16 protein-coding genes and 6 pseudogenes are annotated in these 24865 nt (G+C 71.0%); 8 read left to right on the forward strand and 14 right to left on the reverse strand.

Annotation, left to right across the window (positions count from 1 at the left end):
• The first annotated feature begins 34 nt into the window (after nucleotides 1-34).
• Nucleotides 35-523 carry a rhodanese-like domain-containing protein gene (locus tag LNW71_RS29615; protein ID WP_250971001.1) on the forward strand — a complete coding sequence of 163 codons (489 nt, stop codon included), beginning with the start codon at nucleotides 35-37 and terminating at the stop codon, nucleotides 521-523.
• A gap of 108 nt (nucleotides 524-631) precedes the next feature.
• On the opposite strand, the pseudogene LNW71_RS29620 reads toward LNW71_RS29615, so the two are convergent.
• A pseudogene (locus tag LNW71_RS29620) lies at nucleotides 632-2316 on the reverse strand (DUF885 domain-containing protein).
• A gap of 38 nt (nucleotides 2317-2354) precedes the next feature.
• Nucleotides 2355-2872: pseudogene (locus LNW71_RS29625) on the reverse strand (Lrp/AsnC family transcriptional regulator).
• A gap of 59 nt (nucleotides 2873-2931) precedes the next feature.
• Here LNW71_RS29625 and LNW71_RS29630 point away from each other — a divergent pair.
• Entirely contained in the window at nucleotides 2932-4173 is a 1242-nt protein-coding gene (locus tag LNW71_RS29630) for a PLP-dependent transferase (RefSeq protein WP_250971002.1), read from the forward strand.
• Here LNW71_RS29630 and LNW71_RS29635 read toward each other — a convergent pair.
• The 3 genes from LNW71_RS29635 to LNW71_RS29645 all read right to left on the reverse strand — a co-directional run bounded on the left by LNW71_RS29635 (nucleotide 4109) and on the right by LNW71_RS29645 (nucleotide 8876).
• On the reverse strand, nucleotides 4109-5512 hold the full coding sequence (locus LNW71_RS29635; RefSeq protein WP_250971003.1) for a GNAT family N-acetyltransferase: 1404 nt from the start codon (nucleotides 5510-5512) through the stop codon (nucleotides 4109-4111). The genes LNW71_RS29630 and LNW71_RS29635 overlap by 65 nt on opposite strands.
• Before the next feature lie 204 nt (nucleotides 5513-5716).
• On the reverse strand, nucleotides 5717-7294 hold the full coding sequence (locus tag LNW71_RS29640) for an alkaline phosphatase (protein WP_250971004.1): 1578 nt from the start codon (nucleotides 7292-7294) through the stop codon (nucleotides 5717-5719).
• Nucleotides 7295-7418: 124 nt separating this feature from the next.
• Entirely contained in the window at nucleotides 7419-8876 is a 1458-nt protein-coding gene (locus LNW71_RS29645) for a PLP-dependent aminotransferase family protein (RefSeq protein WP_250971005.1), read from the reverse strand.
• Between the two features lie 47 nt (nucleotides 8877-8923).
• Here LNW71_RS29645 and LNW71_RS29650 point away from each other — a divergent pair.
• A pseudogene (locus LNW71_RS29650) lies at nucleotides 8924-9769 on the forward strand (DMT family transporter); the annotation flags it as partial.
• A gap of 60 nt (nucleotides 9770-9829) precedes the next feature.
• Here the strand turns inward: LNW71_RS29650 and LNW71_RS29655 are convergent.
• Entirely contained in the window at nucleotides 9830-10660 is an 831-nt protein-coding gene (locus LNW71_RS29655) for an alpha/beta fold hydrolase (protein WP_250971006.1), read from the reverse strand.
• Between the two features lie 153 nt (nucleotides 10661-10813).
• On the opposite strand from LNW71_RS29655, the gene sigJ reads away from it, so the two are divergent.
• Together sigJ and LNW71_RS29665 are read left to right on the forward strand one after the other, a co-directional pair.
• Entirely contained in the window at nucleotides 10814-11698 is an 885-nt protein-coding gene (gene sigJ / locus LNW71_RS29660; RefSeq protein ID WP_250971007.1) for an RNA polymerase sigma factor SigJ, read from the forward strand.
• 305 nt (nucleotides 11699-12003) lie between these two features.
• Nucleotides 12004-12771: a GntR family transcriptional regulator gene (locus LNW71_RS29665; RefSeq protein ID WP_250971008.1), complete on the forward strand. Its 768-nt coding sequence runs from the start codon at nucleotides 12004-12006 to the stop codon at nucleotides 12769-12771.
• A gap of 52 nt (nucleotides 12772-12823) precedes the next feature.
• Here LNW71_RS29665 and LNW71_RS29670 read toward each other — a convergent pair whose 3' ends face one another.
• From LNW71_RS29670 to LNW71_RS29680, 3 genes and pseudogenes are all read right to left on the reverse strand, one after another.
• Nucleotides 12824-13981 (reverse strand): ROK family protein, encoded by a 1158-nt coding sequence (locus tag LNW71_RS29670; RefSeq protein WP_250971009.1) that lies wholly within the window; start codon nucleotides 13979-13981, stop codon nucleotides 12824-12826.
• A 98-nt stretch (nucleotides 13982-14079) separates the two neighbouring features.
• Nucleotides 14080-14730: a response regulator transcription factor gene (locus tag LNW71_RS29675; protein ID WP_250971010.1), complete on the reverse strand. Its 651-nt coding sequence runs from the start codon at nucleotides 14728-14730 to the stop codon at nucleotides 14080-14082.
• Nucleotides 14731-14734: 4 nt separating this feature from the next.
• Nucleotides 14735-15901 (reverse strand): annotated as a pseudogene (locus tag LNW71_RS29680) (sensor histidine kinase).
• Between the two features lie 107 nt (nucleotides 15902-16008).
• Between LNW71_RS29680 and LNW71_RS29685 the strand changes: the two are divergent.
• The 3 genes and pseudogenes from LNW71_RS29685 (at nucleotide 16009) to LNW71_RS29695 (ending at nucleotide 18792) form a co-directional block, all read left to right on the forward strand.
• Nucleotides 16009-16947: an ABC transporter ATP-binding protein gene (locus tag LNW71_RS29685; RefSeq protein ID WP_250971011.1), complete on the forward strand. Its 939-nt coding sequence runs from the start codon at nucleotides 16009-16011 to the stop codon at nucleotides 16945-16947.
• Between the two features lie 2 nt (nucleotides 16948-16949).
• A pseudogene (locus LNW71_RS29690) lies at nucleotides 16950-17686 on the forward strand (ABC transporter permease).
• Nucleotides 17687-18354: 668 nt separating this feature from the next.
• Complete coding sequence (locus LNW71_RS29695) at nucleotides 18355-18792, forward strand: hypothetical protein (protein WP_250971012.1); 438 nt, start codon at nucleotides 18355-18357, stop codon at nucleotides 18790-18792.
• Nucleotides 18793-19026: 234 nt separating this feature from the next.
• On the opposite strand, the gene mug is transcribed toward LNW71_RS29695, so the two are convergent.
• From mug to LNW71_RS29720, 5 genes and pseudogenes are all read right to left on the reverse strand, one after another.
• Nucleotides 19027-19626, reverse strand: coding sequence for a G/U mismatch-specific DNA glycosylase (gene mug / locus LNW71_RS29700; protein WP_250971013.1), 600 nt, complete (start codon nucleotides 19624-19626; stop codon nucleotides 19027-19029).
• Between the two features lie 19 nt (nucleotides 19627-19645).
• A pseudogene (purB, locus tag LNW71_RS29705) lies at nucleotides 19646-21087 on the reverse strand (adenylosuccinate lyase).
• Between the two features lie 244 nt (nucleotides 21088-21331).
• On the reverse strand, nucleotides 21332-22177 hold the full coding sequence (locus LNW71_RS29710; RefSeq protein WP_250971014.1) for an SGNH/GDSL hydrolase family protein: 846 nt from the start codon (nucleotides 22175-22177) through the stop codon (nucleotides 21332-21334).
• Between the two features lie 229 nt (nucleotides 22178-22406).
• Nucleotides 22407-23426: a hemolysin family protein gene (locus tag LNW71_RS29715; protein WP_250971015.1), complete on the reverse strand. Its 1020-nt coding sequence runs from the start codon at nucleotides 23424-23426 to the stop codon at nucleotides 22407-22409.
• A complete protein-coding gene (locus LNW71_RS29720) occupies nucleotides 23423-24760 on the reverse strand; it encodes a hemolysin family protein (protein ID WP_250971016.1) in 1338 nt (445 codons plus the stop codon). The genes LNW71_RS29715 and LNW71_RS29720 overlap by 4 nt, the downstream gene beginning before the upstream one ends.
• Nucleotides 24761-24865: the final 105 nt, after the last annotated feature.

A 24865-nucleotide genomic window follows, 5' to 3' on the forward strand; every position in this document is an offset into this window, starting at 1 on the left:
TCCGGCGGGGCGGTGCCGGTCATAGATTCTGACCATGACTTCGCAGCCCGCCGTCCTCGCGGCCAACCCCGTCCTTCGCGTTCCGCCCGCCGCTCCGGCAGCGGCGGCCGCCTACTTCGGGGCCTCGCTCGCCTTCCACGCCGATGTCTCCGACGTCGCCGCCGCGCTGGCGGCCGACGGCGACCCCGGCTTCGTGCTCCTCGACTCCCGCTCCACCGCGTCCTGGGACCAGGGGCACATTCCCGGTGCGGTGCACCTGCCGACGGCGCTGATCGCCGAACAGGCGCCGGGACTGCTCGACCCGGCGGTACCGGTCGTCACGTACTGCTGGGGGCCCGGCTGCAACGGCGCCGCCCGTGCCGCCCTGGCCCTCGCCGAACTGGGCTACCGGGTCAAGGAGATGCTCGGCGGCTTCGAGTACTGGGCGCGCGAGGGCTTCGCGTTCGAGACCTGGCAGGGGGCCGAGCGGCGCGACGCCGACCCGCTCGCCGCACCGGCCGGCGCAGACGACTGCGGCTGCTGACCGCAGGGTGGTGGCCCGGGTCGACCGGAACGCGGAGGGAACGCCCGGCGGCATCGGACTCCGCGGCGGCCGGGCCCGGGGAGGATCCGGGCCCGGCCGCCAGTACGCTCAGAGCTTCGACAGCTCGTCGACCAGGTCGTCCAGACCCAGCGGCCCCTGCGACAGGGCTGCCATGTGCCAGGACTTGAGGTCGAAGGAGTCCCCGTGCGCGGCGCGGGCGTTCTCCCGGCCGAGCAGCCAGGCGCGTTCGCCCAGCTTGTAGCCGATGGCCTGCCCGGGCATCGAGAGGTAGCGGGTCAGTTCGCTCTCCACGAAGTCGGCGGGGCGGCCGCTGTGGTTGCCGAAGAACTCCTGCGCCAGCGCGGGCGTCCACCGCTCACCGGGGTGGAAGGGTGAGTCGGCCGGGATGTCCAGCTCCAGGTGCATGCCGATGTCCACGATCACCCGGCAGGCGCGCATCATCTGCGCGTCCAGGTACCCCAGCCGGCGCTCGGCGTCCGGGAGGAAGCCCAGCTCGTCCATCAGCCGCTCCGCGTAGAGCGCCCAGCCCTCGGCGTTGGCACTGACGATGCCGATGGAGGCCTGGTAGCGCGAGAGGCTGTCGGCGACGTGCGCCCACTGGGCGAGCTGCAGGTGGTGGCCCGGCACACCCTCGTGGTACCAGGTGGAAACCAGGTCGTACACCGGGAAGCGGGTCTCACCCATCGTCGGCAGCCAGGTCCGGCCGGGACGCGAGAAGTCCTCGGAGGGTCCGGTGTAGTACGGGGCCGCGGCGCCGCCGGGCGGGGCGATCCGGGACTCCACCTTGCGGACCCGCTCGGCGAGTTCGAAGTGGGTACCGTCCAGGGCCTCGATCGCCTCGTCCATCAGGCCCTGCAGCCACGCCTGGACCTCGTCGACCCCCTCGATGTGCTTGCCGTGGGTGTCGAGATGGGCCAGCGCCTCCCAGGGCCGGCGCCCGGCAGCACCTTCTCGGCCTCGGTCCGCATCTCGGTGAGCAGCCGGTGGTACTCCGACCAGCCGTACGCGTAGGCCTCGTCGAGGTCCAGGTCGGTGCCGTTGAAGTAGCGCGACCAGCGGGCGTAGCGCTCGCGGCCCACCGTGTCCGGCGCGCCCTCGATCGCGGGGGCGTACACGTCACGCATCCACTGCCTCAGCTCGTCCAGCGCCTGCGTGGCCTGCCGGGCGGCGTCGTCGAGCGCGGTGCGCAGCGAGGCCGGGCCCGCGGCGGCGAAGTCCTGGAAGAACCCCTTCGTACCGTCCCCGACCCACTCGTCGAGCTGGCCGATGACGGTGGCCGTGGCGCGCGGACCGCCGTACAGCTTCCGCTCCAGACCGAGCGCGAGCGATTCGCGGTAGCCGGCGAGCGCGGCCGGAACCGCGCGGAGCCGTTCGACCACAGCCGCCCAGTCCTCGTCCGTCTCGGTGGGCGTCACCGTGAAGACCTCACGGATGGAGTGCACGGGCGAGTGCAGGTTGGAGACGGCACACAGCGCCTCGTCGGCCTCGTGGACAGCGAGTTCGGCCGTCAGCCGCTCGCGCAGGAGACGTCCGCAGCGGCGCTCGGCGTCATCGGCCGCGCCGGGCAGCTGTTCCGCGAGGTCGAGCTGCGCGAGAGTGGCGCGGGCGAGCTCGGCCAGGGCCTCCTGGCCCGCGGGGGAGAAGTCGGGAAGGCTGCGGGAGCTTTCCGCGACGCCCAGAAAGGTCCCGGAGATCGGGTCGAGTTCGATGAATGCGTCGACATAGGCGTCGGCGATCTGGCGGGGCAGCGCGGTGCTCGGAGAGTCTGACATGTGGACATCTTCGTACGGAGAGTGGCGCCCCGTCACCCTCATTCGGGCCCGGAGGCCTGACTTGGCCCCGGCGCGGCAGCCGGGCCCGAGGGCGGCAGGAGCGGTCCGCACTCCCATTGCTGGAAGATCAACCGGGTCTCGACCCGGGCCACTTCGCGGCGGGAGGTGAACTCGTCCAGGACCAGCCTCTGCAGATCCGCGGTGTCGGCAACGGCCACATGGACCAGGTAGTCGTCGGGGCCGGTCAGATGGAAGAGCGCACGGGACTCGGGCAGTGTCCTGATCCGTTCGACGAACGGGCCGATCAGCTCCCTGCGGTGCGGGCGCACCTGCACGGAGAGCAGTGCCTCAAGCCCGCGGCCCAGCCTGGCCGGGTCCAGCCGCAGCTGATGGCCGAGAATGACGCCTGTGCGGCGCAGCCTGGCGACCCGGTCCAGACATGTCGACGGGGCGACCCCACCTCTGCCGCAAGCTCGCGGTAAGTGCTCCGGGCATCGTTCTGCAGCAACCGCAGAATGTGTAGATCCACCGTGTCCAAGGCGACAGAATCGGTCATTCGCCGAACGTAACACGGCCATCGGCGCAGAAATCCCGGTGAGTGTTCAGAGTAATGACATGGACACCGAAGCCGTGATCGCGCCCCCGACGACAACCCGGTCCAGGGCGCTGGCCACCGAAGCCGTGCACGCCGGACGCGACGACCTCGCGGCACTCGGCCTGCACGCCCCGCCGATCGACCTGTCCACCACCTACCCCTCGTACGACTCCAGGGGAGAGGCGGAGCGCATCGACGCCTTCGCCGCCACCGGCGCCCGCCCGGACGGTCCGCCCGTCTACGCCCGTCTCGACAACCCGACGACCGGTCGCTTCGAGACGGCGCTGGCCCGGCTCGAAGGGACCGCGAGCGCCGTCGCGTTCGCCAGCGGGATGGCGGCGCTCACCGCCGTGCTGCTGGCCCGCGCGAGCATGGGGCTGCGCCACGTGGTGGCCGTCCGGCCGCTGTACGGCTGCAGCGACCATCTTCTCGGCGCCGGGCTGCTGGGCACCGAGGTCACCTGGACCGATCCGGCGGGCATCGCCGACGCGATCCGCCCCGACACGGGTCTGGTGATCGTGGAGACCCCGGCCAATCCGACGCTCGCCGAGGTGGACATCCGGGCGGTCGCGCACTCCTGTGGCTCCGTGCCGCTGCTCGTCGACAACACCTTCGCGACACCGGTGCTCCAGCGGCCCGTCGAGCACGGAGCGCGGATCGTGCTGCACAGTGCGACGAAGTACCTGGGCGGTCACGGCGACGTGATGGGCGGAGTCGTCGCCTGCGACGAGGAGTTCGCCGCCCGGCTGCGCCAGGTGCGCTTCGCCACCGGCGGGGTACTGCATCCGATGGCCGGATACCTGCTGCTGCGGGGCCTCGCCACGCTGCCGGTCCGGGTGCGGGCGGCATCCGCGAGCGCCGCGGAACTCTCCCGCAGGCTCGCCGCCGACCCGCGGATCGCCCGCGTCCACTACCCGGAACTGGGGGGCGCCATGGTGTCGTTCGAGGTGTACGGGGACCCGCACCGGGTGATCGCCGCGGTACGGCTCATCACGCCCGCCGTCAGTCTCGGCAGTGTCGACACCCTGATCCAGCACCCCGCCTCCATCAGCCACCGCATTGTGGATGAAGGAGACCGGCAGGCATCGGGGGTCGGCGACCGGCTGCTGCGCATGTCGGTCGGTCTGGAGGACGTCGAGGACCTCTGGGCCGACCTGTGCCAGGCGCTCAGCTACGAGGAGCCGGCGCGCCGGGAGTTCAGTGACGCGCCTGCTCGTACGGCGGCAGGGTTCGTGCCGGCGTCGCGCCCAGGCGCGCGGTGATCACGAGCGTGCCTTCCTCGATCTGGTAGTCGAGCGGCAGCGAGAGTGCGCGCATGGCGGCGACCATGCCGGTGTTCGACGCCTGGGTGACGGCGTAGACGCTCTCGCAGCCGGCCTCGACGGCGAGCGCCACCAGGCGGGCGAGGAGCTCGGATCCGATGCCGCGGCGCTGCCAGTCGTCCTCGACGAGCAGGGCGACCTCGGTCTCGTCGCCGTCCCAGAGCAGGTGGCCCAGGGCGACCAGGCGGCCGGAGGCCGTCTGCACGGCGAGCGTGCGGCCGAAGCGCGGGCTCAGCAGGTGGTCGAGGTAACGGTCGGCGTCGCGGACCGGGCCGTGGTAACGGAGCCGCAGGGTCTGCTCCGAGCAGCGGTCGTGCATGGCGCGGGCCGCTTCGAGGTCGCTGCGGTCCGCCCGGCGCACGGTGATCTCGTTGCCCTCGGGCAGTGTGAGCACGTGTTCGCTGCGCGGGACGCGGGGGCCGAGCCGGGCGTCGAGCTCGACCAGCGCGCGCGCCCTGGCGAACTCCGTGGGGGTGAAGGGGAGATAGGGCCGCTCCACGGTGATGACACCGCCCGACGGGTCGCGCAGCCGCATCACCGTCTCCTCCAGGACCCCTTCGACAGGCGCGGTCTCCCCGGTGGCGCGGCCGGTGATCCCGACGGCCGGCAGCGAGTGAATGGTGCACCGGCCGAGCAGCTGGCGCAGGGCGAGGGGGAGTTCGGCGGCATCCAGCGCGGTGCGGGTGGCGAGGCCGAGCACCCGGGTCGGGGTGTCCACCAGGTCGTGGGCGTCGGCGCGCTCGATCCAGGTGGAGCTGCCGCCCGCGGCGGAGATCGCCCGGGTCAGCTGCTGGGCCGGAAGCGTGGCGGGAGCACGCAGCAGGAACTCGTCGACCGTGCCCTGCGCCAGTGGGTGCGTCTGCAGGGTGAGGATGTCGATCTCGTGCCGGGCCAGCACGATGCACAGGGCGGCCAGGCTGCCGGGAGCGTCCCGGACGGTGGTACGCATCCGCCACAGCGTCGTCTCCTCGGCCCCGGCCTCCGGGGCGGAGGCGTCCGCGACCGGCTGAACCGCTGCGCCGTCCACGCCGGGCACCCCGTCGGTATCCGGCGGGGGAGCGTGGCTGTGGCGCCGTGCCCACCAGGTGTGGAACGTGGCGGTCGCGGTCAGGGCCAGGGCCGAGGCGACGAGCAGATACGGGCCGTCCGGCTGGTGTCCGATCAGGTTGGCGATCGCGTCGGCAACGGCGACGGCGGTGAACAGGGCGGCGAGTTCGATGAGATCCCGTCGCCAGTGGTGCGGGCGGCGGGCACTCTTCGCGGATGTCACATCAGTCATGTCCTCACTGTGACCGAGTGGTGTTGCCTGATCACGAACGCCTTGTGACCGATGGGTTAAGTGTGTATCTAGTCGCCTATCACCTATTTTTGTCCGGTTGACCAGGGAAGTTCGAGCCAAACCTGGCCAGGGGCGAAGCCCCAACGGCCCCGGGCCCGCCCTGGTCGGAACGCGGACCGACCAGGGCGGGCCGGGCTCCCTGGCTCACTGCCCCACGTGCCCCGGCTGCAGCACCTTGCTGAACAGGACGGAGCCGCCCTGTGCCCGCAGCCGCACGGTCAGTGCGCCGCTGTCCCCGTCGATCTCCACCTCGCCGAAGAGCGCAGGCGTCTCCATCGGAGACACATTCGCCCGCGCCGGCGCCCGAACGAAGACCTGGTCGGGGCCGAACGTTCCGTCGAGCGCGTTGGCGGGAAACTGACCCGCGGCCAGCGGACCCGTCACGAATTCCCAGAAGGGCGCGAAATCCTTGAACGCCGCCCGCTCCGGGGCGTAGTGCTGGGCCGAGGTGTAGTGCACGTCAGCCGTCAGCCAGAGCGTGCCGGTAATCCGGCGCTGCTTGATGTACCGCAGGAGTTCGGCGATCTGCAGTTCGCGGCCGAGCGGAGCCCCGGGGTCGCCCTGGGCCACCGCCTCGAAGTCCGTCGCGCCGTCGGCCACGACCAGGCCGAGCGGCATGTCCGCGGCGATCACCTTCCACACCGCCCGGGAGCGTGACAGCTCGCGTTTCAGCCACGCCAGCTGCGCCGAGCCGAGGATCCCGGTGGTGTCGTCGGGCTGCCGGCCGGGGGAGTTGGGGTCGCGGAAGGACCGCATGTCCAGGACGAACACGTCGAGCAGCGGGCCGTGTCGCACCACCCGGTGGACCCGGTCGCCGCCCGACGGCTCGTGCAGAGTGGACACCGGAAAGTACTCGCGGAAGGCCCTCATCGAGCGCGCCGCGAGCACGTCCACGTTCTTCTCGGTGTATCGCGCGTCGTCGAGGATCTGTCCCGGGTACCAGTTGTTGCGCACCTCGTGGTCGTCCCACTGGATGACCGACGGCACCTGCGCGTTGAACGCGCGGAGGTTGTCGTCCAGGAGGTTGTAACGGAAGTTCCCCCGGTACTCGGCGAGGGTCTCGGCCACCTTCGCCTTCTCCTGCGTGGTGACGTTGTGCCACACCCGGCCGTCGGGCAGCGGCACGCTGGGCTCGATCACACCGTCCGCGTAGATGTTGTCCCCGCTGCAGAGGAAGAAGTCCGGGTCGAGGCGGCGCATTTCCTCGTACACCCGGTAGCCGCCGATGTCGGGGTTGATGCCCCAGCCCTGTCCGGCGATGTCGCCGGACCACAGGAAACGCACTCCGTCCCGGCGCCGCGCGGGGGCGGTGCGGAAGGTCCCGTACACCGGTCGGCCGGTGCGTCGCGGGTCGTCGGGCGCGGTGAGCGTCACCCGGTAGTGCACCTGCTCGCCCGGCGGCAGACCGTACAGCGGTGTCGTCCCGGTGAAGTCCGTACCCGGGCCCAGCAGTGGACCGTGCCATCGGCGCGGACGCCGGAACGACTCGGTCGCCGAGGTCTCCACCACCATCCGGGCCGGACGGTCGGAACGCACCCACACGAGAGCGGAGGACGCCGTGACATCACCCACCTGCACTCCCCAGGCCGCGTCCGGCCGGCCCGACCGTGCGAAGGCAGGGGCCGCCGCACCCGCCACGGGCAGGGCGAAAGCGGCCGAGGCGGCCACCGAGCCGCGCAGCACGGTACGGCGGTCGGGGGACGGAATTCGCGGGTACGGCATCGAAGCGCCTCCGGGGCAGCGGGTGGGGCGAACGGACTGCTGATCGACCGGCCCACCCTCGCGCCCGACGGCGGCGCCCACACCAACGTGAGGTGAATACCGGCCCCCGCGCCATCGGCGTCGCTCAGTGGCAGCCCTGTTGGGCCTCGGCCAGCAGGCGCACTCCCCGGGTGATGTCGGCGGGCGCCAGTTGCGCGTAGCCGAGCACCAGGCGCACGGAGCGGCCCGCGGACCGCGCGGTGCCGCAGTCGCTCAGCAGCCGCAGCGCGATGCCGGCACCGGCCGCCCGGGCGGCGAACCCGGCCTCGGGACCGTACCGTCCGGGCAGCCGCGCGATGATGTGGAGCCCGGCGGCGATGCCGCTGACCTCGGTGCCGGGGAAGTGTTCGGCCAGCGCCGCGGTCAGGATGTCGCGGCGTTCCCGGTAGGCGCGCTGGCAGCGCCGCAGCTGGCGGTCGTAGCCTCCCCGGGCGATGAAATCGGCGAGTACCGCCTGGTCGACGGCCGGATTGCCGAGGTCCATCGTGCGCTTGCGGTCGACGATCTCGTCCGTCATCGACGCCGGTGCCAGCAGCCATCCCAGCCGCAGACCGGGGGCCAGGGACTTGCTCACCGAACCGGTGTACGCGACGTGCTCGGGATCCAGACCCTGCAAGGCCCCGACGGGCGCACGGTCGTAGCGGAAGTCACCGTCGTAGTCGTCCTCCACGATCACCCCGTCCACGTCCCTCGCCCAGTCCAGGAGCTGACTGCGGCGGGCGGCGGAGTACGCGATCCCGGTGGGGAACTGATGAGCGGGGGTGGTCATGACGGCGCGGACTCCGGAACGCACCAGTGGTTCGGTGGCCAGCCCCTCGTCGTCGAGCGGCAGGCGGGACGCGGCAAGGCCCGTGGAGGCGAAGAGCGCGGAGTGTTCGGGGCTCCCCGGATCCTCGACACCGACCGTGCGCACCCCGCGTCCGTGCAGCACGAATCCGAGCAGGGTCGTCGCCTGCGCCACACCCGAACACACCAGCAGGCGTTCCGGGTCGGCGACCACCCCGCGGCGCCTCGTCAGCAGGGCCGCGAGGGCATCCCGCAGCTCGGGCAGTCCACGCGGATCGGGGTAACCCAGGGAGCTGTGCGGCAGCCGGGCGAGCACCGAACGGTGGGTGGCGGCCCAGGCACCGCGCGGGAAGAGCGACAGGTCCGGGGTGCCGGGCCGGAAGTCGACAAGCGTGCCGGGAGCACGCGGGGCGAGATCGCGGGCCCCGCCCGCCGCTGCGCGCACCGATCCGCTCACCCATGTCCCCGCCCCGCGCCCGCTGCGCAGATAGCTTTCGGCGGTCAGCTGCTCGTAGGCCTCGGTGACCAGGCCGCGTGAGACGCCCAGATCGGCGGCGAGTTCACGACTGGACGGAAGGCGTGTCCCCGGCGCCAGAAGGCCGGAGCGGACCGCCTCGCGCAGCGCCGACTGGAGGGCGCGCCCGCGCCCGCGGGCCGGAGCGGATGCTGCCGGGAGCAGCAACTCCCAGGCGGCCGAGACCGATTCCTGCGCCCTCCCGCCGCCGACCGGTACTGGATTGGTCCCCGAAGAGGTCATGAAGGTGGACCTTAAACCGGGCCGCCGAGCTCCCTAGCGTCGGTGCCATGAACGTGACCTATCTCCGCGGGGCCCTCCTCGCCGCCGTGGCATGCGTCCTCGTGGGCGCCTCCTTCACCGCCAACAGCGTCCTCGGCGACTATCCGTACGCGGGTGGTCAGGCGCTTCGCTACGGTCTCGCCGGACTGCTCCTCCTGCCCCTCCTGCGACGGGGCAACGAGCCCCCGCCCGCTGCCGTCCTGCGCACGCTCAGCGGCCGGCAGTGGGGGCGCCTCGCCCTGCTCGCGGCCGTCGGGATGGTCGGCTTCAACCTGGCCGTCCTGGCCGCCGAGCAGTCCGCGGAACCCGCCGTTCCGGGAGTCTTCGTCGGGTGCGCCCCGATCCTCGTCGCGGTGCTCGTGCCGCTGCTGGACGGGCGTCGGCCGACCCGCGCCGTGCTGTACGCCTCGGCGCTGGTCGCCGCGGGTGCGTTCACGGTCCAGGGCTGGGGCCGTACCGACGCGGCAGGCATCCTCTGTTCCGTCGGTGCGCTGGCCGGTGAGGTGGGTTTCGCCGTCATCGCCGTGCCGGTCCTGCGTCCACTCGGCCCGAAGCTGCTCTCGGCGACGGTCTGTGGGCTCGCCGCCGCCGAGTCGGCCGCACTGGGACTGCTGCTCGACGGCGGCGGATTCCTGCGGGTGCCGTCGCCCGGAGAGGCGGCGGCGCTGCTGTGGCAGGCCGCCGTGGTCACGGTCGTCGGGTTCGTCTGCTGGTACATGGGGATGCAGCGCATCGGCGCCGAGCGGGCCACGCTCTTCTCCGGCCTCATCCCGGTCTCCGCCGCGCTCACCGCCCCGCTGGTCGGCACCGGCTCGTACGGTGCCGCACAGGCTGCGGGCAGCTGTCTGGTCGCGCTGGGTGTGGCGGCCGGGTCGGGGGTCCTGCGGCGGCGCGGGTCCCTGCGGGCGACGGGCTCAGCGACTGGTGTCGAGGATCACCCGCGCGACGAGGGCCGGGTCGTCGTTCATCGGCACGTGGCCGCAGCCGGGCAGCCGGACCAGCCGGGCGCCGGGCAGGACGTGCTTCGCCCTGACTCCTTGGCGGCGCAGGAGCAGCCGGTCGCGACTGCCCCACGCGATGGTCACAGGTAGCCCCGGCACGTCGTCGGTGAACATGACATCGAGCCCCGCGGCCAGCGTCTGGTGGAACCCGGTCGCCTCGCGCAGGGCGAGGGTCTCCGAGACCGCCGCCTCCGGTGAACGGCGGCCGGGCCTGGCGTAGATGGTGCTGGTCAGGACCGTGCGACCGGCTGCGGTACGGGAGAGCCGCTCGATGAGCGGCAACGGCATCGACCTCGCCGCCAGCCGCATCGCGCGCAGGGTGCCGAACGCGTAGCGCCGCTCGGGTTCGGTCCAGAAGCCGGCGGGCGAGAGGGCCGTCACCGAACGTACGAGCTTCTCGCGTCCCAGCTCCAGCGCCAGCAGACCGCCGAGGGAGTTGCCCGCCACATGGGGGCGGTCCACGCCCAGCTTCTCGCAGAAGGCCCCGAGCAGCGGTGCGACGGACGTCAGGTCGTAGGAGACACCGTCCGGCAGTCCGGGAGAGGCGCCGAAGCCGGGCAGGTCGACGGCGATGACGTCCCGCTCCGCGGCGAGGACGGAGATCACCGGGTCCCACGCCTGGCGGTGGTGGCCGATGCCGTGGAGCAGCAGGAGTGGTTCCCCGGACCCCGTCCGTTCATAGGCGACGGACACAGTCCGCGGTCCGTTCGGTGACTCGACGGGGAACGAGACCGTGGTTGCCATGGAGTTACTCCCGGGTGTTCCGACACGGAGGGGCCGTGCCTGCAGGCGGATTAGACGGCGCGTCAACAACAATTACCCGCAGGTAGCTTGGAGTTCAAGGGGGTCGGGCGATGCGAACTGGACACCGTGCGACCCGTCGGCTGGGATGGGACGGTGACCGCCGACACAGCGACCGACGTCTTCGAAGCGCACCGGCCCGTACTCACGGGGGTCGCCTACCGCATGCTCGGCCGGATCGCGGACGCCGAGGACGTGGTTCAGGAGGCGTGGCTGCGCTGGTCGTCCGCGACCCGGGATGACGTGCGAGGGCCGCGCGCCTTCCTCATCAGGATCGTCACCCGCCTCGCCGTCGACCGGCTGCGCCGGCTCCAGTCGCATCGCGTGGCGTATGTCGGGCCCTGGCTGCCCGAGCCCCTCGTCACCGATTTCGGCCCCGCCGTGCCCGACACGGCGGAGCAGGCGGTGCTCGCCGACTCCGTGTCCCTCGCCGTGCTGGTGGTCCTCGAATCGCTGTCCCCGCTGGAGCGCGCCGTCTTCGTGCTGCGCGAAGCCTTCGGTTTTCCTTATGGAGAGATCGCCGCGACGCTGGAGCGCACCGAGGCGGCCGTGCGCCAGCTCGCGGGGCGCGCCCGGCATCATGTGGGCGAGCGCAAGCCGCGCTACGACGTCGATCCCGTTCACCGCCGCGACCTCACGGAACGCTTTCTTGCCGCGGCCGCGGGCGGCGACATCCAGGAGCTCCTGGCGCTCCTCGCGCCGGACGTGCGGCTCGTCGGCGACAGCGGCGGGAAGTCCAAGGCTCCGCTGCGGATCCTGGAGAGCGCGGACAAGGTCGGCCGCTTCCTGTACGCCGTCGCCCATGATCAGGCTCAGGACCTGGAGATCCGGAGCCTGGAGCTGAACGGCGGCCCGGCGATTCTGGTGCTCGCCGGTGGAGAGCCCGACTGCGTCATTCAGGTCGACGTACGGGATGGGGTTATTCAATGCGTATATATCGTGCGCAATCCTGACAAGCTCACCACTTTCGTCGGCACATAGCCGCCCGGTGTCCGCCGGTCGCTTTGAAGGACACATCTCCGGACGGCCAGGCTCCGCCGTCAACTCCCCATAGCGCCCGCGAGGCCCCACGCACCTAGCCGGACGTGGGGCTTTGTGCTGCGCACGGCACACCGGTCCACGAACGTCCTGTGAACGCTCTGCGGCAGAACCCCGTTTCACAGCGTTACGGACTAAGGATTGGTCTTGACCAAGGGGGTGCGCCGTCCTATGGTCACAACGTTAAGACAGGAACCTTTAATAAATAACGTCGCGGAAAAGCCGCTGGGCGATTGCGGAGGACAAGGGTGGGGACCACGCAGCTGGAAGCGGTACAGGAGCCGAAGTACTGGCACCTCAAGACCGTGCTCAGTGAGGCACTCGACTCCGACTTTGCGGTGGGGGAGGTCCTTCCCAACGAGCGTGAGCTCGCCGCCCGCTTCGGAGTCGCACGGGCCACGCTCCGCCAGGCTCTGGAGCAGCTCGAACTCGAAGGCCGGCTTCAGCGCCGCCGGGGCGTCGGAACCACGGTCGCCCCGCCGCGCGTGGGCGTCGCCGTCTCGACCGGCCAGCACGACTGGAACGGTGGCGGCGCGGGCGAGGCATGGCAGCCGGTGGACTGCCGGACCGAAGCCGCTCCCGCCGCGGTGGCCGTCATGCTCGAAACGGGAAGCGACGAGCCCGTCCACGTCGTGCGCCGGATCCGGGTCACCCACGGACAGGCTGTCGCGGCCGAGCTGCTGTACGTGCCGTCGTCCTCGGTGCCCGAACTCTCCGCGATAGACACCCCGTCCGGAGCCGCCAGGGCCCGCGGCGTCGTGCGCGAGCTGCACCGGCTCGGGCTCGAAGGCCAGGACCGCTCGGTGGAACTCGGTTCGGCGCGTGCGGACGACGCCAAGGAGCTCGACCGGCTTCCCGGCGCTCCCGTGCTCGTCGTCACCACCCGCTACCTCGCCGAAGGCGGCACCGCGGCCGTCTCCGTCGCCACCTACCGGGCCGACACCTGCCGGCTCACCTTCGGCGACTCGGGCGACCTGGAGATCAGCCACCACGACCAGGAGCGCAAGGCATCCTGACCGGGCCTGCCCCGGCAGCTCAGCGGGAACCGCGCCCAACGGCCCGTCGCACTCAGCGGCGGGCCGTTACCGTTCCCTCCACGGCGAAGAGCTGCTCCTCGACGTGGTCGAGTGCCAGCCGCAGCGCACCCGTTGCCACAGCGGCTTCGCCGAGCAGCGACAACGCCACCCGTGGAGGGCGCAGGCAGTAGCGGGCCAGCTCACCGCGGAGCGGGTCGAGCACCCCGTCCAGTCCGGCGGCCCACCCTCCGATGACCACCAGCTCGGGGTCGAGCGCCAGCACGAGCGCCGCCACATCGTGGACCAGCCGCTGAATGAACCGCTCGACCGCCGCCTGCGCCTGCTCGTCGCCGTGCCGTGCCTTCGCGAACACGGCGGCCACCGCATGCTCGTCCAGCGGGTCAAGCGGTGTGTCCGTCGTCGACAGGAGCCTCTCCGGAGTCACGTCACGGCCGAGGAGGTGCAGCGCGCCGATCTCGCCCGCCGCACCGCCGAAACCACGGTGCAGCCGCCCGCCGATGAGGGAACCCGCACCCGGACTCAGCCCGGCCAGCACGAACACGATGTCGTCGGACTCCGTGGCCGCGCCCTTCCAGTGCTCGGCCACGGCTGCGGCATTGGCATCGTTCTCCACGAGAACGGGACAGCGGAAGGAACGCCTCAGCCGCTCGCCGAGTGCCAGGCCGGTCCAGTCCGGCAGCGCCGTGCCCAGCCGGACGGTGCCGTCGGCCTCCACGATGCCGGGGCTGCCGACCCCGACCGCACGCAGACTGCTGCGGGCCACTCCGGTCCGCCGCAGGACATCGGCAACCACGGTCCGCACCCTGTCGAGGCGGTCGTCCGCGCTGGCCGTCTCCGACACCTCACGAGAGCCGGCGCCGATGATCCGGCCGTCCAGCCCCGACAGCAGCGCCGAGACCCTGTGGGGGCCGATCTCTACTCCCAGGAGATGCCCGGCCTCTGCCCGGAACCGGAACCGCCGGGCCGGACGGCCCTGACGACGCGCCTCGGCGCCGTCGGGTGCCGACTCGACGACCAGTCCGGCCTCGAAGAGACCCTCCATGACACCCTCGACCGTCGGCCGGGACAAGCCGGTGATCCGGGTCAGGTCCGTGAGGGTCGGGGAGTCGGCGCCCCGCAGGGCGTGCAGCACCACCGCGGAATTGATCCGACGAAGCAGCGACGGGTCCCCACCGGTCAGCCGGCCCACGGTGTGTCCTCCCAGCTCGTGCGCATGTCAGGCGGATGGTACTCGCTGCTCAGAGGCACGGCGACCGTGGGCCGAAATGCCGCCCGCAACGCCCGGGATCAGCTCGGAGCGACAAAACCGGACTCGTAGGCGGCGATGACCGCCTGGGTGCGGTCCCGGGCGCCCAACTTTGCCAGCACCGCGCTGACATGCGTTTTCACCGTCTCGACTCCCACCACGAGTCTGGCGGCGATCTCGGCATTGGACAGGCCCCGCGCCATCAGCCGCAGCACCGCAGCCTCGCGCTCGGTGAGCGAAGCCCGGTCCATGGCCTCCCGCGCCTTGCTCGTGCCGTACTCGGCAGCGAGCTGCCGGACCGCCGCCGGGAAGAGCAGGGACTCGCCCTCCGCCACCAGCCGCACGGCGTGCACGATCTCCGCGGGCCGGGCCCGCTTGAGGAGAAAGCCATCCGCCCCCGCCCGCAGCGCCTCGTAGACGTACTCATCGTTCTCGAACGTCGTCACCACCAGGATCTTGGGCGGATCAGGCACCGTGCGCAGCACCACCCGGGTCGCTTCTATGCCGTCCATCAGTGGCATGCGGACGTCCATCGCCACCACGTCGGGGCGCAGCTGACGCACCAGCGGGATCACCGCGGCTCCGTCACCCGCCTCACCGACCACCTCGATATCGGGCTGGGCCTCCAGCACCGCGCGCAGACCCGCGCGGACCAGGGGCTCGTCGTCGACCAGAAGAACGGTAACCGGCATTTGCTCAGCGTATGCGGTCCAGCGGAAGGCTCGCGTGCACCATCCATTCCCCTCCGTACGGACCGGTCTTGGCGTTTCCGCCCAGCAGGGCGGCCCTCTCCCGAATACCCCGCAACCCGCTCCCGCCCCCGGACGTACCCGTCGAACCCGTGAACGGGTTGCTCACCTCCAACTCCAGTCGGCCGTCAGCGACGTTGATGCGGACCCGGATGGGAACCGCTCCCGAGTGCCGCAGGGCATTGGTGAGGGACTCCTGAAGGATGCGATACCCCTCACGGGATACCGACCCCGGTACCTGCTCCAGCGGACCGGACACTTCGGCGTCGACCCTGGCACCGGCACCCCGTGCGGAATCCAGCAACCGGTCCGCCTCGCTCAGCGACGGCCGCTGCCCCGACGGCTCACCCGCCTCGCGCAACACCCTCAGTACCCGCTCCAGGTCCTCCAGTGCGGCACGGCCGGTCTCCTCGATCGCCACCAGCGCCCGGTCGGTGAACTTCTCGTCCTGGGCCGCCTGGCCGCACCGGCCTGCAGGACGGCCACCGTCAGGGCGTGCCCGATCGAGTCGTGCAGTTCGCGGGCGATCCGATTGCGTTCGAGAAGCTGCTCGGTGCGCTCCTCCAACGCGGTCAGCCGCTGCGCCGGCGTCGGGCCCAGCAGCCACCGCGCGGCCGCGGTGATCAGCTCCCCGCAGCTCACGACCACGGCGAGCATCATCAGCAGGGGTACAGGTGCGAGGAGCGCAGCCCACCAATGTGTTCCGAGGCCGGAACCAGTCCTCGCTCGGTATCGAACCCGACGCTGAGCGGATGAGGTCGACCGTCGTGGCCGGCAGCCACACCGTGGCCATTCCGGCCACAGCCGCACACAGCAGCCGCACCTCCAGCCAGAGCGAGGTCCGCCAGCGCTCGGACCACGAGCCGGACGAGGCTACCGAGATGGTCGCGTCCGGGTCTCCGCGCTCCGCCGACGTGAGCAACAACTGCGCCTGGACCCCTTCGGCGAGACGCATGCCAGGTATCAGTCCCACCAGAGCCGCGAGCACGACGGGAACCCATGGCGTGTCCATCGAGATGAACAGCCACACGCTCACTGCGGCACACGGCATGACCAGATGCAGCCAGCGGGTGTAGGTGACCGGGACAGCCAACGGGCGGAGGAAGCGGAGCATGCCGCCATCGTGCCAGCGCACTCGGGCCCGGCGGCTCCCCCGAGCGAGGGAGACGGTCCACTCCGGCGGGGGAGGGACCTGAGCGGGGAGACCGCCAGGCTGAGGACATGAACAGCATCGATGTCCACGAGCTCACCAAGGACTACGGCGGGACCCGCGCCGTGGACCGCCTCACGTTCCGCGTGCGGCCCGGCCGGGTCACCGGATTCCTCGGACCGAACGGGGCCGGCAAGTCCACCACCATGCGGCTCGTCCTCGGTCTGGACCGGCCAACCGGGGGCACCGCCACCATCGGCGGGCGGGCGTACGCGGAACTGGACGATCCGCTGCGCCGAGTCGGTGTGCTGCTGGACCCGCAGGCGGCTCACGGTTCGCGCACGGCCCGCAATCACCTGCTCGCTCTCGCCACGAGCAACGGCATGGGCGCCGGGAGGGTGGAGGAGGTGCTGGACGAGGCAGGTCTTGGCCAGGTCGCCGGACGCAGGATCAAGACGTTCTCGCTCGGTATGCGTCAGCGGCTCGGCATAGCGGCCGCACTGCTCGGTGACCCGGAGGTGGTGATGCTGGACGAGCCGTCGAACGGCCTGGATCCCGAAGGCATCATCTGGATCCGGGAACTGATGAAGCGGCTCGCCCGGGAGGGGCGCACGGTACTGGTCTCCAGCCACCTCATGAACGAGACGTCGTCGTTCGCCGACCACCTGATCGTGCTGGGGCGGGGCCGGCTCCTCGTCGACCTCCCGATGCAGGAGTTCCTCGACTCCCGCAGCCGGCCCCGGGCCCGGGTGCGCACAACTGAATCCACCCGGCTCGGTGAGGTCCTGGCGCGCAGGGGTTACCGCGCTGCCGGAGGGGAGGACGGGCGTTGGACCGTCGAGGGCGTGAAGGCGGAGCAGATCGGAGCGATGGCCGCCACTGAGGGCATTCCGGTCCTTGAGCTCATCGACGAGCAGGCCACGTTGGAGCAGGCCTACCTGGACCTCACCGCCGATGCGGCGCAGTTCGCGTCGGCAGCTGCTCCGCCCACCACGCGACAGGAGACCTGACCATGTCGACCACCGCAGTCCTGCGATCCGAGTGGATCAAGATCAGATCGGTGCGCTCCATCTCAGGGTGCCTGATGGCCGTCTTCCTCGTCACCATGGCCGTCACGGTGCTCACCTCCGCCACTGTCGGCCAGACCGAGGCGGACAACGCGGACGCCGAACTCGTCTTCGGTGCCTTCTACGCACTGAACTTCGGTCAGATCGCCGCCATTAGCTTCGGTGCGACGGCGATCTCGTCCGAGTACCTCAACGGCGCACTGCGGATGTCGCTTGCGGCCGTTCCGCGCCGCACCCTCTTCTACTCGGTCAAGATGTCACTTCTCGGGGAGCGGCTCTGGCGGTCGGGCTCGTCACCACCTTCAGTTCCTTTCTGGTGGGACAGCTGTTCATGGGGGAGTACGCCATCGGCCTGGGAGAACCAGGCGCCCTGCGGGCGGCGTTCGGAGGCGGGATATATCTGGCGCTGATGGCTCTCTTCGCCGCGGGGCTGACCGTCCTGCTGCGGAGCGCGGTTGCCGTGCTCAGCCTGCTGATCCCCTTCATCCTGATCGCCTCGTTCGTTATCGGCGACATTGCGGGCAGTGCGGCCGACTATCTCCCCGACCGAGCGGGACAGTTGGTGCTGCACCAGCACCCGGAAGGCAGCCTCGGACCCTGGCCGGGACTGGCCGTCACGGCGGCATGGGCCGCAGCGGCACTGCTGGCCGGTTGGTGGGCACTGCGGCGGCGGGATGCCTAGGTGGACGAGGGCAGGAGGTCGGTGACGGTCAGGGGCAGCCGGACGGCCGGTGGCCGGTTTCCGGCTGCCCCGTGTGGACGGTGCTTGTTGCAGTGGGTGTTCGGGACGCGGAGCGCCGTTGAGCCTCGTTGCTCTGGCTGCCAGCTCCGGGGGTGAAGGAATTCCCCTGAGGGAAGGCGATGCGGTTGTATCTCTCCGCTTTGCCGCTGCGGCGATCTGCATGGCGTGATGCGCTGGTGCCGTGCTCCAAGCAGCTCGCGAACGAAGGCAGGCGCCGGCTGGGAGCAGGACCCGTTGTCGGTGACGATCCGCTTGATTGGGGAGCTCCCCATCTCCCCGCCACACGGGCGAACGGCCGCTACTTGCAGCGGTCGACCGGGACGCATCAGCCTTCAGCAGCCAGCGTGGTGTGCGCCTGCACCCCTCGCATGAGTGACGACAAAGTCATGAGCCACGACACCTGGTGCGGCGGCGGGCCGCCAAGGTCAGGGGAGGCTGCAGGGGCTTGTCCGTCCACCCGGAGGTCTTGCCGTGGACTTGACCGGACTGCGCGCTTGACGCCGAATTAGCATCATCAGGTAGTCGGTGGGCTGGAATAGGGTGGCTGAAAGCCGCTCAAAGCGTGGACCCAGGCTTCGGTTGTCAGTGCCGGACGGTTTACTGACGGCATGACCACCGCACATCACCTCCGCCTCATCGACGGGATGCGCGCCCGGGAATTTCCCGAGGAGCGCATCCGATCGGGCTCGGGAGTCAGCGGACCCGGCTACCACACTGCTCTCCTGCACGCGGACGACGATGACTGGGAAGAGGACGCGGCCGCACGGCCGGAGCGCCGGGCTCAATGCCTCGCGGAGCACGATGCGCTCATCACGCTGCTCGGTGCCCGGTGGGGGGAGCCGCAGATGATCAGTCTGTGGAGTGCGCAGGAGCGCATGATGTCCGGCGAAGAGATACCCGACCCCTGGGCCGAGACCGTTGCGGGCTGTGAGTACTTCCGGCTCTGGCGCATCGAGGAACGGTGGATAGCCCTCGGCCTCTACCTGGAGGAGGACGGGCCCGGGTGTGAGTTGAGTGTCGTGGTGACGGAGATCGACCCGCCTTGAGTCGCGTGGACTGCCCGAGGCGGGAGACAGACGGGGTGACCATCGCCGTGTGCCCGCCGCCCCAACCACCGGCCCGCCTCAGCCACCGCATTCACCGGCCCGCATTCATCGACCCGCATTCACCGCCTGCATTCACCGGCCCGCCGAGCCTGGCCCCAACCGTGTACGCCCAGCGCCCGCTGTCCCCGTCAGCCCCACGCCCCGCTGCTCCCGCCCGCCCGGCCGCCCACACGGTCAGGCGTCGCCTTCGGCGTCGGCGCCCGGGCTGCCGGTGAAGGCCCCGGAGGCGGTGCGGGGGTCCGAGGTGACGGCCTCGCGGAGGCGTCCGTACTCCTCGGCCATCGTCTGAGCGGTCCAGTGGGCGTTGAGGCCGCTGGGGTTGGGCAGTGCCCAGACCCGGGCCCCGCCGATCGTCCGGTCCTGCGGCCCGATGCGGGCCTTCCGTTCGCCGAACGCAGTCCGGTAGGCCGTGATGCCGACGACCGCGAGCCATTGGGGTCGCAGCCGTTCCACCTTGGCGGTCAGGAGCTGTCCCCCCGTGCGGAACTCCTCGGCGGACAGTTCGTCGGCCCGGGCAGTGGCCCTGGCGACCACATTGGTGATGCCGAGCCCGTACTGGAGCAACTCGGACTGTTCGGAGGGCCTCAGCTGCCGTGAGGTGAATCCTGACAGATGGAGTACCGGCCAGAAACGGTTGCCAGGGAAGGCGAAGTGGTGGCCCGTGGCACCCGTCATCAGGCTCGGGTTGATTCCGCAGAACAGCACACGCAGGCCGCCCGCGACCACATCGGGAACAGTGCGGTCACGGGCGGCCTGGAGCTCATCGGGTGTCATCAGGCGTCGGGTCGGGCCGTCAGAGGATGGAGCCCGGCGTGTACCCGGCGGCAGCCGGGTGCTGCTTGGTGATCTCCTCGATCCGGGAGACGAGAGCGGTGACCTGGTCGCCCGCCGCACCCGTGAACGAGAGCTTGTCGGCCATCAGCTCGTCCAACTGTGCACGGTCCAGCGGGATGCGGGCGTCGGCTGCCAGCTTGTCCAGCAGCTCGTTGCGCTCCGTGCCCTGCTCGCGCATGGCCAGAGCGGAGGCGACCGCGTTCTCCTTGATGGCCTCGTGGGCGACCTCGCGGCCGACACCCGCGCGCACCGCGCCCATCAGCACCTTGGTCGTGGCGAGGAACGGCAGGTAGCGGTCCAGCTCGCGGGCGACGACGGCCGGGAAGGCGCCGAATTCGTCGAGCACCGTCAGAAAGGTCTCCACCAGGCCGTCGAACGCGAAGAACGCGTCCGGCAGTGCCACCCGGCGTACCACGGAGCAGGACACGTCGCCCTCGTTCCACTGGTCGCCCGCCAGCTCGCCGGTCATCGACGCGTAACCGCGCAGGATCACCATCAGGCCGTTGACGCGCTCGCAGGAGCGGGTGTTCATCTTGTGCGGCATCGCGGACGAGCCGACCTGGCCCGGCTTGAAGCCCTCGGTCACCAGTTCGTGGCCGGCCATCAGGCGGATGGTCTTCGCGACCGAGGAGGGCGCTGCGGCCAGCTGCACCAGAGCCGTCACCACGTCGTAGTCGAGCGAGCGCGGGTAGACCTGACCGACCGAGGTGAAGGCCTGCGCGAAGCCGAGGTGACCGGCGATGCGCTGCTCCAGCTCGGCCAGCTTCCCGGCGTCGCCGCCCAGCAGGTCGAGCATGTCCTGGGCCGTGCCGACGGGCCCCTTGATGCCGCGCAGCGGATAGCGGCCCAGCAGGTCCTCGAGTCGCCCGTACGCCACCAGCAGCTCGTCCGCCGCCGTCGCGAAGCGCTTGCCGAGCGTCGTGGCCTGTGCGGCGACATTGTGGGAGCGGCCGGCGATGACCAGCTCGCGGTATTCGCCCGCGAGCCTGCCGAGACGGGCCAGCACGGCCACGGTGCGGTCGCGCATCAGTTCCAGGGAGAGCCGGATCTGGAGCTGTTCGACGTTCTCGGTGAGGTCCCGGGACGTCATGCCCTTGTGAACCTGCTCGTGGCCGGCGAGGGCGTTGAACTCCTCGATGCGGGCCTTGACGTCATGCCGGGTGACCTTCTCGCGCTCGGCGATGGAGGCCAGGTCGACCTGGTCGATGACGCGCTCGTAATCGGCGAGAGCGGCGTCGGGCACCTCGATCCCGAGATCCTTCTGGGCGCGCAGCACCGCCAGCCAGAGCTGACGTTCCAGCTTCACCTTCTGCTCGGGGACCAGAGGACGGCCAGCTCGGTGGAGGCATAGCGGCCGGCCAGGACATTGGGGATGCGGGGCTTCGCAGACAGAGCAGTCACGTGTCCAGATTCTACTGGCGGTTTGTGCAGGTCGGCGCCGCGGCCCGGTTTGTGGGTTGCTACGAGGCCCGTGCACGGCCGTCCGCAGACCCCGGCGGCCCGCGACCCGGGCGCCGACCCCCGTACCGTGCGCATCCGTGCTTCGCCGCCCGCTCCATCCGCACCGGCCCGACAAGGCAGCAACTCCCGTACGAGGCATGGGAGCGGCGCCGTGCTTCGCGGTCCAGGAAGAGGGGGAAGGGTGCTACTCGTCCGGGTCCACCCGGCGCCACGCGGTGACGGGGCCGGGCGCACCGCCGTCCTCGGGGGTCACCCAGAAGGCCCGGCCCAGCTCCGCGCTGAAGTGCGCTCCCGAACGTCCGTCCCCGGACGAACGGCCGGTCAGACGTCGACCGATCCAGGGCAACAGGTGCTCGCGGGCGAAGCGCAGATCGTCGACGCGCCGGGCCCCCCAGCGCGTCGGGACAGCGGCGGCCAGCTGCGAAAAAAGCCAGTCGTCCTCCGGCGGCAGCCCCAGTGCCCGCCAGACCGCCTCGGCCACCCTGCGATGTCCCTCGGCGGTCAGGTGCAGCCGGTCCACGTCCCACATCCGGGGGTCACCCAGCACCGGCGCCCCGTACAGATCGACGACCTCCGCGCCGTACTGCGAAGCCAGCTCGTCGATCAGGACGAACAGGTCTTCCATCCGCGGCCGGAACCGTTCCATCACGGGTCCGTTGCGCCCGGGGCTGCGCATCAGCACCAGCTTCTTGCACGACGGTGCGAGGCGCTCCACCGCCTCTTCGAGCCGCCCGCGGACCATGCCCATGTCGCACTTGGGGCGCAGGGTGTCGTTGAGTCCGCCGACCAGCGTCACGACGTCCGGGCGCAGCGCCGCCGCCACGCCCACCTGCTCATCGACGATCTGGCCGATGAGCTTTCCGCGCACGGCGAGGTTGGCGTACCGGAACCCGGGAGTGCGGGCTGCGAGCCGGGCGGCGAGGACATCGGCCCAGCCCCGGTACGAGCCGTCGGGCAGTCGGTCCGACATGCCTTCGGTGAACGAGTCGCCGATCGCGACGAAACTGGTGTAGGTGGCATTCATTTCCATGGCGATGCGATCGTATCGCGGGCGTGGCCCAGCCCTTCTCGGGTGGCGAGGGGGCGAGGAGCGGGGCGAGAGGGCGAGGTGCACGTCCCGGACGCGCCTCCCGCCACCAAGGCCCACTCCCGCCAGCAGGGGCGCTTCCCGCCACCAAGGCCCCGGTCGCCAAGGCCCGCGTCGACCAACCGCCCCCCAGACCGCGACCCGCCACAACACCCGCCCGCCCCCACCCGCGTCAGCGGGCCTGGGGCCGGCCCACCAGTTCCCGGAGCACGTCCTCCATCGTCACCATTCCGGCGAGCTTGTCGTTCTCGTCGAGGACCGCGGCCAGGTGCGTACGGCTGCGCCGCAGCGCGGTCAGTACGTCGTCGAGCGGCGTGGCGGCACGCACCCGGGCGATCGGCCGCATCGCGGTCACCGGGAACGGCACATCGCGCGGCGTGACGTCGAGGGCGTCCTTCACGTGGAGGTAGCCCAGGATCCGCTGCTCGCTGTCCATCACCGGGAAGCGTGAGAACCCGCTCTCGGAGGAGAGCCGCTCCAGTTCTTCGGGCGTCGTGCCGACCCTGGTGTACATCACCTGGTCCACCGGCAGCACCACATCGCGCACCGGACGGCGGCCCAGCTCCAGCGCGTGGTGCAGCCGCTCGGCCGCCCGGTCGTCGACCAGCCCGGCGGCCCCGGCGTCCTTCACCAGGCGCGCGAGTTCGTCGTCGGAGAAGGTGGCCGACACCTCGTCCTTGGTCTCCACCCGCAGGAGCTTCAGCAGCGCGTTGGCGAAGGCGTTGATCGCGAAGATCACCGGACGCAGTGCCCGGGCCAGCGTCACCAGCGGCGGACCGAGCAGCAGCGCGGTCCGTACCGGCTCGGCGAGCGCGATGTTCTTCGGCACCATCTCGCCCAGCAGCATGTGCAGATACGTGGCCACGGACAGGGCGATCACGAACGAGATCGGATGGACCAGTCCGTGCGGCACGCCCACGGCGTCGAAGACCGGCTCCAGCAGATGGGCGATGGCCGGTTCGGCCACGATGCCGAGCACCAGGGTGCAGAGCGTGATGCCCAGCTGCGCCGCGGCGAGCAGGGCCGAGACGTGTTCGAGCCCCCAGACGACGCTGCGCGCCCGCCGGTTGCCGTCCTCGGCCTGCGGCTCGATCTGACTCCGCCGTACGGAGATGAGAGCGAACTCCGCACCGACGAAGAAGGCGTTCACGACCAGTGTCATCAGGCCGATGAAGAGCTGTACGGCGGTCATCGCTCGTCCTCCGACGCGTCGTGGGACCCGGGCAGTGGCGCGTGCAGCAGCGCCCGCGCGGCGCGGCGCCCGGAGGCGTCCACCACGTCGAGCCGCCAGCCGGCGAGCTCGACCGAGTCACCCACGGCGGGGATCCGGCCCACTTCCGCGGCGATCAGCCCGGCCAGGGTCTCGTAGGGCCCGTCCGGTGCCCTCAGCCCGATCCGCACGAGCTGGTCGGTCCGGGCAGCGCCGTCGGCCGACCACAGGGTGCGGCCGTCGGCGTCCTCGCCGGCCGGTGCGAGGTCCGGTGTCTCGTGCGGGTCGTGCTCGTCCCGGACTTCGCCGACGACCTCCTCGACGATGTCCTCCAGGGTCACGACACCCGCCGTGCCGCCGTACTCGTCGATGACGACCGCCATGGCGAGCTTTCCGGAGAGCCGGTCCAGCAACCGGTCCACGGTCAGCGTCTCCGGCACGAGCAGCGGCTCGCGCAGCATGTCACCGACCGGCTTACGGGACCGCTGCTCGGCCGGGATGGCCAGCACGTCCTTGATGTGGGCGACGCCGACGACGGTGTCGAGGCTGCCCCGGTACACGGGGAACCGGGACAGTCCGGTCGCCCGGGTGGCGTTGGCGACGTCCTCCGCGGTGGCCCGTACCTCCAGGGCGGTGACCTGGACCCGAGGGGTCATCACGTTCTCGGCGGTGAGCTCCGACAGGTTGAGGGTGCGGACGAAGAGCTCGGCGGTGTCCGCCTCCAGCGCGCCCGCCTTGGCGGAGTGCCGGGCCAGCGCCACCAGCTCCTGCGGCGTGCGGGCGGATGCGAGCTCCTCGGCCGGTTCCAGCCCGAAGCGGCGCACGATCCGGTTGGCCGTGTTGTTGAGATGGCTGATGAAGGGCCGGAACACGGCGGTGAAGGCGCGCTGCGGGGTGGCCACGGCCCTGGCCACTGCAAGGGGTGAGGAGATCGCCCAGTTCTTCGGTACGAGCTCGCCGACGACCATCAGGAACACGGTGGACAGGGCGGTCCCGATGACGAGGGCCACCGACGAGGCCACGCCCGGCGACAGACCCACGGCCTCGACCGGACCCCGGATCAGCTTCGCGATGGACGCTTCGGAGAGCATGCCGACCACCAGGTTGGTGACGGTGATGCCCAGCTGGGCCCCGGAGAGCTGGAAGGTGAGGCTGCGTACCGCCTTCATGGCGCTCTCGGCGCCCCGGTCACCCTGCTCCACGGCCCGTTCGAGCTGACTCCGGTCGATCGTGGTCAGGGAGAACTCCGCCGCGACGAAGGCGCCGCAGGCGAGGGAGAGCAGTACCGCCACGAGCAGCAGAAGCACTTCGGTCATCGGTTCACCTCCGTCCCATGATCGGGCAGGGGCAGGTGGATCGCTCGATGTCGGCGATGTCGGCTACTGGGAGGCTCGCCCATGGGCGGACGCTCACACCTTTCG

It is taken from the genome of Streptomyces sp. RKAG290, from assembly GCF_023701695.1.
In the GTDB taxonomy this organism is placed as follows: Bacteria; Actinomycetota; Actinomycetes; order Streptomycetales; family Streptomycetaceae; genus Streptomyces.

What these genes read in the sequence shown, in the direction of transcription:
- LNW71_RS29640 (WP_250971004.1), bottom strand. Translation starts at nt 7,294, where the DNA reads ATGCCGTACCCGCGAATTCCGTCCCCCGACCGCCGTACCGTGCTGCGC.
- LNW71_RS29630 (WP_250971002.1), top strand. Translation starts at nt 2,932, where the DNA reads ATGGACACCGAAGCCGTGATCGCGCCCCCGACGACAACCCGGTCCAGG.
- LNW71_RS29615 (WP_250971001.1), top strand. Translation starts at nt 35, where the DNA reads ATGACTTCGCAGCCCGCCGTCCTCGCGGCCAACCCCGTCCTTCGCGTT.
- mug (WP_250971013.1), bottom strand. Translation starts at nt 19,626, where the DNA reads ATGACACCCGATGAGCTCCAGGCCGCCCGTGACCGCACTGTTCCCGAT.
- LNW71_RS29720 (WP_250971016.1), bottom strand. Translation starts at nt 24,760, where the DNA reads ATGACCGAAGTGCTTCTGCTGCTCGTGGCGGTACTGCTCTCCCTCGCC.
- LNW71_RS29715 (WP_250971015.1), bottom strand. Translation starts at nt 23,426, where the DNA reads ATGACCGCCGTACAGCTCTTCATCGGCCTGATGACACTGGTCGTGAAC.
- LNW71_RS29695 (WP_250971012.1), top strand. Translation starts at nt 18,355, where the DNA reads ATGACCACCGCACATCACCTCCGCCTCATCGACGGGATGCGCGCCCGG.
- LNW71_RS29655 (WP_250971006.1), bottom strand. Translation starts at nt 10,660, where the DNA reads ATGGCAACCACGGTCTCGTTCCCCGTCGAGTCACCGAACGGACCGCGG.
- LNW71_RS29710 (WP_250971014.1), bottom strand. Translation starts at nt 22,177, where the DNA reads ATGGAAATGAATGCCACCTACACCAGTTTCGTCGCGATCGGCGACTCG.
- LNW71_RS29635 (WP_250971003.1), bottom strand. Translation starts at nt 5,512, where the DNA reads ATGACTGATGTGACATCCGCGAAGAGTGCCCGCCGCCCGCACCACTGG.
- LNW71_RS29675 (WP_250971010.1), bottom strand. Translation starts at nt 14,730, where the DNA reads ATGCCGGTTACCGTTCTTCTGGTCGACGACGAGCCCCTGGTCCGCGCG.
- LNW71_RS29685 (WP_250971011.1), top strand. Translation starts at nt 16,009, where the DNA reads ATGAACAGCATCGATGTCCACGAGCTCACCAAGGACTACGGCGGGACC.
- LNW71_RS29645 (WP_250971005.1), bottom strand. Translation starts at nt 8,876, where the DNA reads ATGACCTCTTCGGGGACCAATCCAGTACCGGTCGGCGGCGGGAGGGCG.